This is a genomic window from Sinorhizobium saheli (genome assembly GCF_001651875.1).
GTDB lineage: Bacteria > Pseudomonadota > Alphaproteobacteria > Rhizobiales > Rhizobiaceae > Sinorhizobium > Sinorhizobium saheli.
In genome coordinates this window covers 107034-119345 of record NZ_LNQB01000070.1, presented here as the reverse complement: position 1 = coordinate 119345, position 12312 = coordinate 107034, and the positions used below count along the sequence as shown (strand labels likewise).

The following is a 12312-nucleotide window of genomic DNA, read 5'->3' as shown; positions in this document are numbered from 1 at the left end:
CCGGCAGGCGATGCCGAACGATCGCCGCGTGAAAAGCCGCGCCGTAAAGGAGCCCTGCATCGTTTGCGATTGCCGCTCCCGCGCCTCAGCGTTCCGACGACCCCCGTTCCCCCGACGACATCATCGAACCCGAACTCCCGCAACTTCTTCGCCACGAAGGCGGATGTCCGTTTTTCGTCGAAACCGAATTCGAGATGGGCGTGGAGGTCGCGCCGCCAGACGATCATTTCCTCGTGAAGGGCGTCCCTATCGACGGTCATAAGCAATCCTTCCTCGCAAGCTCGCGGACGACGTCCAGGAGAACATTGGCTCCCGCGACAAGGTCTTCGTCAGTGGTGTGTTCCTTCGGGTTATGGCTGATGCCGCCGATGCTCGGGACAAAGATCATCGCGGACGGTGCGATCCGGGCAATCATCTGCGCGTCGTGCCCGGCTCCCGAGGTCATCCGCCTGCAGGCGAGACCGCGCTCCCGCGCCGCCTTCTCAACCAGTTCCACGATCCGCCGATCGAAGGTGACCGGCTCAAACCGGGCCAGGCGCTCGACAGATATGCCGACCTGCTCTTCGGCGGCGAGGTGGTCGAGAAACGCGGCAAGTGCAGCTTCCTCCTCCTTCAGGCGGTCCTCATCCGGGTCGCGCAGATCGACCGTGAAACGCGCGCGCGAGGGGATGACGTTGATGGCATTGGGCTCGAAGTCGATACAGCCGACCGTGGCGACGGTCGGCGTATTCGAACCCTTCGCCCGGTCGCGCAGGAAGGTGATGACACGAGCGGCGGCGTGGCCGGCATCACGGCGCATCGAGATTGGCGTGGTGCCCGCATGATTGGCGTCGCCTTCGATCGTTACCATCTGCCAGGAAATGCCCTGAAGGTTCTGCACGGCGCCGACAGGAATGCCCTCGCGCTCGAGAACCGGGCCCTGCTCGATGTGCAGCTCGATATAGGCATGCGGCTTGAAGAAGCCTGGCTCCTGTGCCCCGGCATAACCGATGCGCCTCAGTTCGTCGCCAAGAACAGAGCCGTCCGTTCCGAGGGTGGCGAGTGCCGCGTCGAGGTCGAGACCGCCTGCGTAGACCAGCGACCCCATCATGTCAGGTGCGTAGCGGACGCCTTCCTCATTGGTGAAGGCGACGACGACCACCGGACGCGATGAAGCAAACCCTTGGGCTTTCAGGGTCTGTATCACCTCGAGAGCGGCGAGTACCCCATAGCACCCATCATAGATGCCAGCGTCGATGACGGTATCGATGTGCGAGCCGAGCATCAGCGGCTGCCGGTCGCCCACTCCGTCGGGCCTCCAGATGCCGAGGATATTGCCGATGCGATCCACGGCGACCTCAAGACCGGCTTCGTCAAGCCAGGAGACGAACTGGTCGCGACCGACCTTCTCCGTATCGGAGGCCGCCAGGCGCGTCAGTCGCCCGCTCTCGTCGCGCCCGATGGCGCCAAGCGTGCGGATGCGTTCGAGGAGACGCGCTGCATCGATCGAAAGATCGTTCATGCCTTGGCTCCCATCTCGTTCTTCGCTGCGACCGCGGCGGGTGGCAGCCCGACGATCTCTTCATATTTGCCGGGGTCGGTTGCCCCTTCCGTGTTTACGAGGAAGATTCGCGCATGTTGATCGATGCGAAGTGCGTCTTTGACGGCCGGGTCGCGGACCGCCTTCAAGAGGCCCGCCAGTCCGACGCCGCCGCTTTCGCCGGCGACGACGGCCGGGTCGCGATCGACGGGATTGGAAAGCTCACGCATGACCGAGATCGCATCTTCCTCGTCGACCGTGATGAAGGCGTCGGCGACGCGCGAGAGAACGCGCCAGGCGACCAGCGAGGGCTGGTAGCATTCAAGCATGGCCATGACGGTCGGTTCGCCATGCGCAATCTTCACCGGACGCCCCGCGCGCGCCGTCTCGAAGATGCAGGCGGCACGGGCCGGATCGACCACTGTGAAGACGGGACGCTCGTCGCCGAGCGCGATCGCCAGATGACCCGCCACGGCGGCGGCGATACCGCCAACGCCCGACTGGATGAACACGTGGGTCGGCGGATCCGGCATTTGCCGCAAGGATTCGCGAACGAGGGCGGTGTAACCCTGCATCACGAGCCCGGGGATGCGCTCGTAACCCGGCCAGGAGGTGTCCGACACGATGGTCCACCCGTTCGCGTCGGCAATCCGGGCCGCTTCCCGAACGGAGTCGTCGTAGGTACCGTCGACGCGGATCATCTCTGCGCCGAATCGGGCGATGGCCGCGACCCGCTCGGCGCTTACGCCGGAATGCACGAAGATCGCCGCCCGTGCGCCGACGAGCTCGGCGCCCTGCGCAACCGATCGGCCGTGGTTGCCGTCGGTCGCGCAGGCGACCGTCATGCGGCGAGCGATCGCCTGGACCTCTGGCGATTGAATTTCGGAAACATCGACCGTCCGCCCGAGTTCCTTGCCGGCTTCCTCGAGAACAAGCCGGATCACAGCGTATGCTCCGCCGAGCGCCTTGAAACTCCCGAGCCCCAGGCGATGGCCTTCGTCCTTGATGTGGGTTGCGGCGATGCCAAGCTTCGCTGCCAGTCCTGGCAGCGAACGGAGCGGCGTTTCGGCACGATCGGCGCGGTGCGCGAGGAACCGTTCGACCGTTTGCGCCGCACCTTCGCCGAGGGTCTCGGCATCGACCGGGGCGAGAGCCTGGTTGTGTTCGGGAAGAGTGTTGAGAAGAAACATGACCCACCTCGTGCAAGAGCTGGCGAAGATATATTGCATCAGTCACGAAAATTGCGCTGTATTCTGCGGCAGCAAATGCAAGTTTGTTTCATGAGGAGGTTGCTTGGCAAAGCTCGGTTCCGAAATCGCCCTCGATACCTTCGACCTGGCGATCCTTGATGTCCTGCAGAAGGACAATGCGACGCCGCAGCGCACGATCGGCGAGGCGGTCAATCTCTCCGCGCCTGCGGTGCAACGGCGCATCAAGCGGATGGAGGAGGCGGGGGTCATCCAGGCAAATTGCGCGATCGTCGATCCGGCAAAGGTCGGCCAGCCGATCACTATCTTCGTCGAGGTCGAGGTGGTCAGCGAGACGACCGAGTTGATCGACGCCGCCAAGGCGGAGTTCTCGGCGACGCCGGAAGTGCAGCAATGCTATTACGTCACCGGGGAGGCGGATTTCATCCTGGTGATCGTCGTCGCCACCATGGCCGACTACGAGGCGCTGACCCGGCGTCTGTTCTTCGGCAACAACAACGTCAAGCGGTTCCGAACCTTCGTCGCCATGGACCGGGTCAAGGTGGGGCTAACGGTGCCTTTGAAATCGGTGAAGCCCGCCGGTTGATTTTAGACAACGTGAGGGGAACCGTCCTCACTCCCGGCTCCTGCGCCTCCTGCGGCCCCCGCCTTCGCTGCCGTCGTCGGTGAGCACCTTGCGCTCGGGCAGGCTGACCACCTCGGCGAGCTTCGGGAAGGCGTCGACCTTGTTCGGCATCGCCATGGCGTTGACGAAGTGCTCCTGAAACTTCGATTCAAGAGCTGTCTCTATCTTCTCGATTTTTCTAACGGTTTCCTCGATCTCGCGGCGGTGGCCGCGGTTGAGGAGTGCCATCAGCGCGCCGGTGCCGGCGGCGTTGCCGACCGCCTTCACCTCGGTAAGGTCGCAATCCGGGATGAGGCCGAGCACCATCGCGTATTTCGGGTCGATGAAGGAGCCGAAGGCGCCGGCAAAGCGGATCGTGTCGACGTGCTCGACGCCCTGCTTTTCCATCAAGAGCTTGATACCGGCATAAAGCGCGGCCTTGGCGAGCTGGATCGCCCGGATATCGTTCTGCGTCACCGTGATGCGCGGTTCTCCGTCATGCAGCAGGTAGGAGAAGGTGCGGCCGTTGGAAATGACGCGCCGGCTCCTTGCTGCCATCGCGCCATCGACGACGCCGTCCTGCGAAATGATGCCGGTCAGGTACATCTCGGCGACGACTTCGATGATCGCCGAGCCGCAGATGCCGGTGACGCCGGTCGCAGCGGCGGCTTCCGCAAATCCCTCTTCGTCCGACCATTTGTCGACGCCGATGACGCGGAAGCGCGGTTCCAGCGTTTCCGGGTCGATGCGCACGCGCTCGATCGCTCCGGGGGCGGCGCGCTGGCCGGAGGAGATCTCCGCGCCTTCGAAGGCCGGTCCCGTCGGCGAGGAGGCGGCGACGACACGTTGGCGATTGCCGAGCACGATTTCGGCATTGGTGCCGACATCGACGAGCAGCATCATCTTGTCCTGTCGGTGCGGCCCTTCCGAGAGGGTTGCGCCGGCGGCGTCGGCGCCGACATGGCCGGCGATGCACGGCAGCATATAGAGCCTCGCCCCGCGATTGACCTCTATGTCGACCTCATGCGCCCAATATTGCAGGGCACCCGATACGGCGAGCGCGAAGGGCGCCTGGCCGAGTTCCGTCGGGTCGATGCCGAGGAACAGATGGTGCATGATCGGGTTGCCGACGACCACCATGTCGAGGATGTCGTGGCGGTCGACCCCGCCTTCGGCGCAAACCTTGCCGATCAGTCCGTTCACCGCCTCGCGCACCGCCTTGGTCATTGCCTCGCGGCCGTCCGGGTTCATCATCACGTAGGAGACGCGGCTCATCAGATCCTCGCCGAAGCGGATCTGCGGGTTCGATGCTCCGGAGGAGGCGACGATGCGGCCGGAGAGGAGCGACACCAGGTGCATGGCGATCGTCGTCGAGCCGATGTCGCAGGCGACGCCATAGGCCTCGTTCTTCAGCCCCGGCGAGAGGCCGACGATGAAGGGACGGGAGGAATCCATGTCCCGGTGGATCGCCGCGGTAACCGCCCAGTTACCCTTGCGCAGGATGCCTTGCACCTGCGGAATGAGGTGCGGCGCGATCAGCAGGTCCTTCCAGCCCCAGTCCTTCTCCAGAACAGCTTTCAGCCGGTCGAGATCGCCGAGCGGCTTATGCATGTCCGGTTCGTCGACCTCGACATAGCACATCTGGACGGCGGCATTGCGCTCGATCGCGCGGTCCGTCGCGGCCTTTCGCACCACCTGGGCATTGATGACGGTGTCCTGCGGCACGTCGATGACGAGATCGCCGAGGATCTGCGCCGAACAGGACAGGCGGCGGCCGTCCGGGAGCTCGCGCACGCTCGCGTAGCGCTGCTCCTTCGGTCCGACCGGCGAGATGTGCTCGTTCGACGAGACGATCTTATGCTTGGCGAAATTGCCTTCCTGCACGGAGACCTGGCAGCGTCCGCAAGTCGCACGTCCGCCGCAGACGCTCTCGACATAGACCCCGAGCGAACGCGCAGCGTCGAGGATCGGTGTGCCGACCGGGAAGCGCCCGCGCTTTCCCGACGGCATGAAAAGCACCAGGGGATCCTTCTGCGTGACTTCAGTCATATTGGTCTCGATCTCGGAGGTGCTATCGATGCGCATGCTCAAGTCTCTCGTCAGGTCCGCTTCATTTTGACAGCGAAGCACGGGTAAACGGACTCAGACTGCACCGGAACGGTGCCGGATAGTTGTCCAATCCCGACATCGAACGATCTGCGAGCATCATTTCCCAGGGGGCACTTCCTGCGGGCGCGACGAAGGTCAGACTTTCTTGCGCGACAGACGGCGGGCGTTGCTGCGCACTCGCTTGCCATACGGCCTGAGTGCGGCCGACGCAATCGCCGTTCCGTGATCGGACGGCTGGCCGCCCATCATCAGCCGCATCGAGTTGTCGAAAGAGGCCTTCCAGAGCGCGACGTTGACGGCGGCGACACTATCGGCCGTGGCCGCAACCTTTTCGAAGATCATGCGGTAAAGTTCGGCCACGTCCTGCGTCTTGCCCGTGAGCACGGCCATCTGCATTTCCTGCAGCCGTAGCGCGATTACGAAAGGGGCTTCGAACAAGAGCGTCGCAGTGTCCAGTCGAAGACGGCGTGGCATCATGGGCGCTCTCCACTCTTACGGTGCCGATGGCGGCGCCGAAGTCCGATTTTACGGCGTCCCGGCAAGCTTCACGACGGCAAATGCATAAGCGACGGCTGCTGCCAACACGGCCGAGCTGCCCCAGAAGCAAATGTCGATGACCCGTTCCTTGGGTCCGAGGTCGACTTTCTTCGTAACGGTGGCGACCAATATGACCGCAAGTACGGCAGCGGTTATGAACAGGACCGGCAAAAGAGAGGTCCGGAGAGCTGCGTAGAATCGTTGAAACTCCGCCGCACCGTCAAACAGCGTATACCTGGCGATGATGACCAAAGGGAGAAGGACGGCAAAGAGGCGCAGTTGGCTTCTCGTCGTCTTTCTCCCTTTCAAGTGCAGTTTGGCAACAACCTTATTCCGCTCTTGCGCCAGCGCCGGCTCGGGCCGCACGCCCACCGCGGCGTCCACCGCCGGCGGCCGGAGCCGCAGCGGCTACGGCATGGCCGCCTTCGGCCGGCTTGTGGTCGCGATAGGTCATGATCCAGTTGGTGCAGTTCGCATCGGTGCCGTTCAGGACGTTCGCAGCGCGCACGGCTTCCATTTCCTGCGGGCGGCAGGGGTTCATGATCGCCGAGGTCATGCCGGCGCCGATCACCATCGGGATGAAGCCGGCATTGATGCCGTGGCGGTGCGGCAGGCCAAACGAAATGTTGGAAAGGCCGCAGGTGGTGTTCACCTTCAGCTCTTCGCGCAGGCGACGCAGCAGCGCGAAGACCTGCCGGCCCGCATCGCCGAGCGCGCCGATCGGCATGACGAGCGGGTCGACGACGATGTCGTGCGGCTTGATCCCGTGATCCATGGCGCGCTCGACAATCTTCTTGGCGACGGCGAAGCGCACGTCCGGGTCCATCGAGATGCCGGTCTCGTCGTTGGAGATCGCCACCACCGGCACATCGTATTTCTTGACGAGCGGCAGGATCGCCTCGAGTTTTTCCTCTTCGCCGGTGACCGAGTTAACGAGCGGGCGCCCCTTGGCGACGCGCAGCCCGGCTTCGATCGCGGCCGTCACGGAGCTATCGATCGACAGCGGCACGTCGACGAGGCCCTGTACGATCTCAAGCGTCTTGACCAGCAGCGGCGGCTCGGTCTCGTTCGGGTTGACAGCCGTCACACCCGCATTGACGTCCAGCATCGTCGCGCCGGCCGCGACCTGCTCCAGTGCATCCTTGATGACCGTTTCGAAGTTGCCTTCGATCATTTCGGCGGCGAGCTTCTTGCGCCCGGTCGGGTTGATGCGCTCACCGATGACGCAGAAGGGTTGGTCGAAGCCGATGACGATCTCGCGGGTGGCGGAGGCGACGATGGTGCGGGTCATGGAAGATCCTTTGATCCTTGAAGCGTGGGGCCATGTAACAGGCCCGGTTCCTGTTTGTAAGACGCTGGACGGTCCGGGGCGCCGGTTTTTCTCTTTACTATCGGAAGGACGCGATTGCCGCGTCCCTCCTGCAGGCTCAATGCGGGTGATGCGCCGCGGCTTCGGCCATCTGCTGCTGATTTTCCTCAACGCCCTCGCGCAGGTGCTCCAGCCGCTCGGCGACGAGCGCGTCGGTCGGCGTGGTTTCCGGTTTCCATGGCCTGCGGCCCTTCAGGACGCCTGATTCATGGACGATTTCCGCCACATATTCCTCCTGGCGATAGGCCATGACGTGAACGCCGGAAACGCCCTCGATCTCCTTCACCTCGTTGATGATGTCGATGCAGAGCTGCTTGCCTTCCTCTTTCTGGTCCTGGGCGCCTTCGAGCCGCTTGATGACGCTGTCGGGAATATGGATGCCCGGCACGTTGGAACGGATCCAGCGGGCGGTCTTGGCCGATGCCATCGGCCCGACGCCGACAAGGATGAAGCATTTCTCATGCAGGCCGAGGTCGCGCACCTTCTTCATGTATTCCCGGAACATAGGCACATCGAAGCAATATTGGCTCTGGACGAACTGCGCTCCGGCCTCGATCTTCTTGGCCAGACGATAGGGCCGGAAGTCGTAGGGCGGCGCGAATGGGTTGATGGCCGCGCCGAGGAAGACCTGCGGCGGCGTCGTCAGCTTGCGGCCGGAGAGGAACTTCGAGTTGTCCCGCATGATCCTGACGGTCTCGAGCAGCGACATGCAGTCGAGGTCGAATACCGGCTTGGCGCCCGGCTGGTCGCCGGCCTGCACGCCGTCGCCGGTCAGGCACATGATGTTCTGAACGCCCATGGCCGAGGCGCCGAGCACGTCTCCCTGGATGGCGATGCGGTTCTTGTCGCGGCAGGCGATCTGCATGATCGGCGCATAGCCCATGCGGGTCAGGAGCGCGCAGATGCCGACGGACGACATGTGGCAGTTGGCACCCGAAGCATCGACCGCATTGATGCCGTCGACCCAGCCGTCGAAGATCGCTGCGCGCTCGTAAACGTCCTGCGGATTGGCGCTGTCCGGCGGGTTGAGCTCGGCGGTGACCGCAAACTCACCGCGGCGGAGCACGCGCTCCAGCCGGCCTCGCGACGTATGGCCGGGCAACGGGTCGAGCGGTGCGCTCGGGTCGAGAGGGTTGATATCCGGGCTCATCGCTGGGTTTCCTTCCGAGCGGCATCACGACGAGCCGCGGCTTCCGCCGTCACACGCAGCCAGGAGGACGTTTCGCGCAGCGACTGATTGACCGGCTTCTGCACGTTCATGATAGCATCACCCTTCACCATGTTTTGCGAACCCTTCCACGCCTGTACCCAGACGCAGGGCATGTCCGGTTCGACCTCGCAATGGCCGTTGGCGCGGACGCCGCCGCAGGGGCCATTGCGCAGCTGTTTCGGGCAGTTCATCGGGCAGGACATGCCCGTCGACGAGAGCGCGCACTGGCCGCACATGCGACAGTCGAAGAGAAAACCCTTCACGTGGCGTTCGATGAAAGTGACCGGCCGCTCGACACGATTGTAGCCGAGGGCGTTCCACAGCGGATGGAGTGTCAGGAACAAGTCGGCGAAACGGTTGTAGAACCATTCGAGGAACCGTGAATTCCGCACGGCCCAGAGCCGCACGGTGTATTTGTGGCGCGCGCGGCGGCTCGGCGAAACGTTTGCAGGGGTGTAGGCGCCTGTTGCCGCCTTCTTGGCGGGCTGGGCGTTGCCGGTGACGACCTTGGGATCAGACATTGTCGCGTCCTCCGGACTTGACGAGGGCCACGAGCCGCTCCTTGTCGTAGGCGGCCTCCAGTTCGGCCGCCGCCTTGTCGGCCTCCGCTTCGAGATCGTCGGAGACCGGGACCGGGTCGGCCTTGCGCCATTCTGCGAGGTAGTCGTCGGTCTCGGCCGCGCCGGTGCGCATCGCGCACATGTCGATCGCCTCGGTAAAGCGCAGCGACAACTCGCGTTTGGCGCTCTTTCGGCCCTGTTTGATGATGACCTGCGCGGGGATGTCGCGCCAGTAGACGATGATGCGGTCTGCCATGGGGATTCCTGTTCTCCTCAAGAGGGGACAATGCGCATGTCCGGGTCTCGTGGCTCACCTTGCCACGACGTCGGATATGTCCAAAAACGACGCTGCACAGCGACGCGTCCGGACACTTGCGCGGCCTTCCCCGGCGCCCTCCTAGCATGGACGCGAAGAGGGCGACGATTGCCTTCACCGCTCCAGGTGGCGGGGGAGCGCACCGGCCGGATTGCCGGGAGGCTTTTCCTTTGGATTAGAACATCATGATATTGGCATTCACTGCCGGTTCAGATGGTTCGAGCAAAGCTGCGTCTATCGTAACAGATAGGTGTGGAAATGAAGAAGTTCGGCATTCTGTTTATTGCGGCAGCGACGGCGTTCACGGGTCTGGCGCCGGCACAAGCCATGCCTGTTCCGCCGGCCTTGGCGTCACAGCCTGGTTCGAGCGTGGAACTGGTTCACCATAAGCCCTGGCATCAGGGCGGTCCGCCGCGTCGCTGGCGTGGAGATGAGGGCCATCGCTACAGCTACTACAATGGATATCGCGGCTACCGCTCCCACCGGCACGGTTACCGCAGGCATAGCGACGGCTGGTGGTATCCGCTGGCGGCCTTCGGCGCCGGCCTCGCGATCGGTGGGGCGCTCGCGGCGCCTCCTGCGCCGCGCTACGCGGCGCCCCGTTACGGTGCGTCGAGACTGCCGCCGCGCCATGTGAGCTGGTGCTACAATCGCTATCGCTCGTACCGCGCCTGGGACAACTCCTTCCAGCCCTATGGCGGTCCCAGGGAGCAGTGCTATTCACCTTACTATTGAGAGGTCCCGGGCTGCCCGCGCGTCGCGCCGGGCAGCCTTCGACATGCAAAGCCCGGGTGAATGCGCGCATCAATAGCCGGAACTGCCGCCACCCTGGCTGCCGCCGCCCATGCCGCCGCCGGAAGCACCGGCGCTGCCGGAACTGCTCGGGGGAGGAGGGGCGGTATTCTTCTGGCTGGCCTGATTGCTCATGCATCCGGAGATCGTCAGAAGCGCAATCAGGGCCATAACCGCGGACGCTCTGTAGGTCATGGCTTTCTTCAATCGTGGATTGGATATGACGCCGACCGCGCCGTCTTTATTCCCCGTTCAAGATCAAACCCGTCTACCAGATCCCGCGCCGCAGGCCGTTCCAAAGCCAGGTCCACAGGGTCGGGTGATACCATTGCCGAGAGGGTGCCGCGCTGGCGACGGGGTGCAGATTTCCGGCGAGCGCATCCTCGACGGCCCTGATCGCGATGCCGGTCGAGGCCGCCGTCTGGAGGAGCGGATAGGTATGCATCGTGTCGGCGGAAGTCGGGGTCTGCCGGGCCTGATAGAGGGTCGCGCCGGTATCGACGCCTTCGTCGACGAGATGCACCGTCGCGCCAAAGTTTTCGAGGTCGTTGTTGACGAGCGCCCAGTAGCCGCCCATCAGCCCGCGATATTGCGGGTTGATGCCGGCATGAAAATTGAGGACCGGGCAGGGGATCGCGGCGAGCGTTTTCGACGCCAGCATGCGGCAACTGATCAGGAAGACGACCGCGGGCTGAAGTGCCTGCAATTGTGCGCGGCCTTCGCGATCGTTGATCGAGCCGATGCGGCGGATAGGGATCGACGGATCGAGTTCGACGGATGCGCCGTATTTAACCAGGATCTCGGCCGCTCGCCGGCGCGTGACGCGCTTGCCGAAGCGCGAGACGATCATCGTCGCAAGCTGGCCCAAGGCGGTCGGCCATCCGAGCCTGCGGGCGCGGCGCTTGACGAAGAGCGCCTTCGATTCCGGCTCCTCCTGAAGCACGACGACGTCGTCGAACCGGCCAGCAAGGGCGTTGATCATGATGTTCGGATTGTCGCCGCCGGCTGTGACCACGACGATGCGTCCGCCGGCCGATACGCCTGCTTTCACCTTTTCATCAGCCCCGGGAAAAGCTCGATCCATGCGCGATAAACTTGGCGTATCTATTTGATTTACATTCGAGGCAACTGCTCGCAGCGGCGGCGCCAGATATGCGGCATCACATGTTACCGTCCGCTTAAGAAGGTCGTTTTGCGGGGTGCGTGGCGCGCGAAGGCGTCTGACCGCGACGGTCTTTCGATCGATTACGTTTCGGTCAGCGACCGGGTGAGGTCGCCGTAGCCGGTGTAGCGATACTCGTATTCGAGGCCGAGATAGTCGGCGGCGCGGCGGGCCTTCTCCTGCAGCGCTCCGTCCTCCTGTTGCGAAAGATAGACGAGCTTGCGGTAGTGGCCGAAATACATGTCGCGCAACTCCGGATGCCGGTTGAGGCCGAGCGGCTCGATGACAAAGGCCTCGAACTGGCGGGCGAGGAAATCGGTCAGGAAAAAGGCGGTGATATCGTCGTCCCAGCGCTTGGCGAAATCAGCGTTGCCGGCGAAGAAGGAGTAGCAATGCGGGCCGGGAATGCGGGAGACGCCTTCCTCCGCGCACAGCCGGTCGATCAGCCCGCCGGTGCCGCAGTCGGCGTAGGCGATGAAGATGCGCTCGCAACCTTCCGCCCGCGCTCGCGCGATCGCCTCGCGCAGGCCCGGCACGATTTTCTCCGGCGTGTTGTGCCAGATGGCGGGCAGGCATTCGAGGTCGATGTGGTCGAGCCCGTTGGCTTCGCAGACGGCGAGAATTTCGCGCGCGATCGCGCCGCAACCAATGACGTGAACTTTCTTCGGTTGTGCACGTTCTCTTGCCGGCGATGCATTTTCCATCTTTATTCCGCCTTGCAGCAATAGGAAGGAATCATGGTCATGAGAACAAAGACTCTCGCGGCGATCGGCGCTGTCCTGATGGCGCTGACGACGTTCAGTTCCTGCGCAAACACGATCCGCGGCATGGGGCAGGACACTGCAAATGCCGTCAATGCGACGCAATCGGCCGGTCACCGGGTCGCCAAATCGGCAAACTGAGGGCCCTTGCGCGGCTCCCTCTGC

The 12312-nt window shown here is 63.7% G+C and carries 15 protein-coding genes and 1 pseudogene; 3 read left to right on the top strand and 13 right to left on the bottom strand.

Features of this window, described 5'->3' with window-relative positions:
* Window positions 1-65: 65 nt before the first annotated feature.
* The 3 genes and pseudogenes from ATB98_RS27960 to ATB98_RS11220 all read right to left on the bottom strand — a co-directional run.
* Window positions 66-260 (bottom strand): annotated as a pseudogene (locus tag ATB98_RS27960) (amidohydrolase); the annotation flags it as partial.
* On the bottom strand, window positions 257-1501 hold the full coding sequence (locus ATB98_RS11225; protein WP_066873506.1) for a Zn-dependent hydrolase: 1245 nt from the start codon (window positions 1499-1501) through the stop codon (window positions 257-259). The gene ATB98_RS11225 and the pseudogene ATB98_RS27960, both read right to left, overlap by 4 nt.
* Entirely contained in the window at window positions 1498-2709 is a 1212-nt protein-coding gene (locus tag ATB98_RS11220; RefSeq protein ID WP_066873503.1) for a diaminopropionate ammonia-lyase, read from the bottom strand. The genes ATB98_RS11225 and ATB98_RS11220 overlap by 4 nt, the downstream gene beginning before the upstream one ends.
* Before the next feature lie 103 nt (window positions 2710-2812).
* Between ATB98_RS11220 and ATB98_RS11215 the strand changes: the two genes are divergently transcribed.
* A complete protein-coding gene (locus ATB98_RS11215) occupies window positions 2813-3313 on the top strand; it encodes an Lrp/AsnC family transcriptional regulator (protein WP_066873500.1) in 501 nt (166 codons plus the stop codon).
* Between the two features lie 27 nt (window positions 3314-3340).
* On the opposite strand, the gene ATB98_RS11210 is transcribed toward ATB98_RS11215, so the two are convergent.
* The 7 genes from ATB98_RS11210 to ATB98_RS11180 all read right to left on the bottom strand — a co-directional run bounded on the left by ATB98_RS11210 (window position 3341) and on the right by ATB98_RS11180 (window position 9372).
* Complete coding sequence (locus tag ATB98_RS11210; protein WP_153435973.1) at window positions 3341-5416, bottom strand: ASKHA domain-containing protein; 2076 nt, start codon at window positions 5414-5416, stop codon at window positions 3341-3343.
* Between the two features lie 159 nt (window positions 5417-5575).
* Entirely contained in the window at window positions 5576-5917 is a 342-nt protein-coding gene (locus tag ATB98_RS11205) for a hypothetical protein (protein WP_084435433.1), read from the bottom strand.
* 48 nt (window positions 5918-5965) lie between these two features.
* The gene (locus tag ATB98_RS11200) at window positions 5966-6349 is read right to left on the bottom strand and encodes a hypothetical protein (RefSeq protein ID WP_066873497.1); all 384 of its coding nucleotides are present in this window, start codon (window positions 6347-6349) and stop codon (window positions 5966-5968) included.
* A complete protein-coding gene (locus ATB98_RS11195; protein ID WP_066873494.1) occupies window positions 6306-7268 on the bottom strand; it encodes a methyltetrahydrofolate cobalamin methyltransferase in 963 nt (320 codons plus the stop codon). The genes ATB98_RS11200 and ATB98_RS11195 overlap by 44 nt, the downstream gene beginning before the upstream one ends.
* A gap of 136 nt (window positions 7269-7404) precedes the next feature.
* Entirely contained in the window at window positions 7405-8496 is a 1092-nt protein-coding gene (locus tag ATB98_RS11190) for a methylenetetrahydrofolate reductase (protein WP_066873492.1), read from the bottom strand.
* Window positions 8493-9077 carry a methylenetetrahydrofolate reductase C-terminal domain-containing protein gene (locus tag ATB98_RS11185; protein ID WP_066873489.1) on the bottom strand — a complete coding sequence of 195 codons (585 nt, stop codon included), beginning with the start codon at window positions 9075-9077 and terminating at the stop codon, window positions 8493-8495. Before ATB98_RS11185 ends, ATB98_RS11190 begins: the two co-directional genes overlap by 4 nt.
* The gene (locus ATB98_RS11180; RefSeq protein WP_066873485.1) at window positions 9070-9372 is read right to left on the bottom strand and encodes a virulence factor; all 303 of its coding nucleotides are present in this window, start codon (window positions 9370-9372) and stop codon (window positions 9070-9072) included. Before ATB98_RS11180 ends, ATB98_RS11185 begins: the two co-directional genes overlap by 8 nt.
* A gap of 318 nt (window positions 9373-9690) precedes the next feature.
* Between ATB98_RS11180 and ATB98_RS27955 the strand changes: the two genes are divergently transcribed.
* A complete protein-coding gene (locus ATB98_RS27955; protein WP_084435431.1) occupies window positions 9691-10167 on the top strand; it encodes a BA14K family protein in 477 nt (158 codons plus the stop codon).
* 69 nt (window positions 10168-10236) lie between these two features.
* Here the strand turns inward: ATB98_RS27955 and ATB98_RS11175 are convergent, their stop codons facing one another.
* From ATB98_RS11175 to ATB98_RS11165, 3 genes are all read right to left on the bottom strand, one after another.
* Window positions 10237-10419 carry a hypothetical protein gene (locus tag ATB98_RS11175; protein WP_066873482.1) on the bottom strand — a complete coding sequence of 61 codons (183 nt, stop codon included), beginning with the start codon at window positions 10417-10419 and terminating at the stop codon, window positions 10237-10239.
* Window positions 10420-10492: 73 nt separating this feature from the next.
* Window positions 10493-11206, bottom strand: coding sequence for a formyl transferase (locus tag ATB98_RS11170; protein WP_234781907.1), 714 nt, complete (start codon window positions 11204-11206; stop codon window positions 10493-10495).
* 263 nt (window positions 11207-11469) lie between these two features.
* Window positions 11470-12090 carry a DUF1638 domain-containing protein gene (locus ATB98_RS11165; RefSeq protein WP_066873476.1) on the bottom strand — a complete coding sequence of 207 codons (621 nt, stop codon included), beginning with the start codon at window positions 12088-12090 and terminating at the stop codon, window positions 11470-11472.
* A gap of 39 nt (window positions 12091-12129) precedes the next feature.
* On the opposite strand from ATB98_RS11165, the gene ATB98_RS11160 reads away from it, so the two are divergent.
* Complete coding sequence (locus ATB98_RS11160) at window positions 12130-12288, top strand: entericidin domain-containing protein (protein WP_066873611.1); 159 nt, start codon at window positions 12130-12132, stop codon at window positions 12286-12288.
* Window positions 12289-12312: the final 24 nt, after the last annotated feature.

Bases quoted from the DNA above. Each gene is read 5' to 3' on its own strand.
- ATB98_RS11170 (WP_234781907.1), bottom strand. From the start codon at position 11,206: ATGATCAACGCCCTTGCTGGCCGGTTCGACGACGTCGTCGTGCTTCAG.
- ATB98_RS11175 (WP_066873482.1), bottom strand. From the start codon at position 10,419: ATGACCTACAGAGCGTCCGCGGTTATGGCCCTGATTGCGCTTCTGACG.
- ATB98_RS11225 (WP_066873506.1), bottom strand. From the start codon at position 1,501: ATGAACGATCTTTCGATCGATGCAGCGCGTCTCCTCGAACGCATCCGC.
- ATB98_RS11195 (WP_066873494.1), bottom strand. From the start codon at position 7,268: ATGACCCGCACCATCGTCGCCTCCGCCACCCGCGAGATCGTCATCGGC.
- ATB98_RS27955 (WP_084435431.1), top strand. From the start codon at position 9,691: ATGAAGAAGTTCGGCATTCTGTTTATTGCGGCAGCGACGGCGTTCACG.
- ATB98_RS11165 (WP_066873476.1), bottom strand. From the start codon at position 12,090: ATGGAAAATGCATCGCCGGCAAGAGAACGTGCACAACCGAAGAAAGTT.
- ATB98_RS11210 (WP_153435973.1), bottom strand. From the start codon at position 5,416: ATGCGCATCGATAGCACCTCCGAGATCGAGACCAATATGACTGAAGTC.
- ATB98_RS11185 (WP_066873489.1), bottom strand. From the start codon at position 9,077: ATGTCTGATCCCAAGGTCGTCACCGGCAACGCCCAGCCCGCCAAGAAG.
- ATB98_RS11190 (WP_066873492.1), bottom strand. From the start codon at position 8,496: ATGAGCCCGGATATCAACCCTCTCGACCCGAGCGCACCGCTCGACCCG.
- ATB98_RS11180 (WP_066873485.1), bottom strand. From the start codon at position 9,372: ATGGCAGACCGCATCATCGTCTACTGGCGCGACATCCCCGCGCAGGTC.
- ATB98_RS11160 (WP_066873611.1), top strand. From the start codon at position 12,130: ATGAGAACAAAGACTCTCGCGGCGATCGGCGCTGTCCTGATGGCGCTG.
- ATB98_RS11205 (WP_084435433.1), bottom strand. From the start codon at position 5,917: ATGATGCCACGCCGTCTTCGACTGGACACTGCGACGCTCTTGTTCGAA.
- ATB98_RS11220 (WP_066873503.1), bottom strand. From the start codon at position 2,709: ATGTTTCTTCTCAACACTCTTCCCGAACACAACCAGGCTCTCGCCCCG.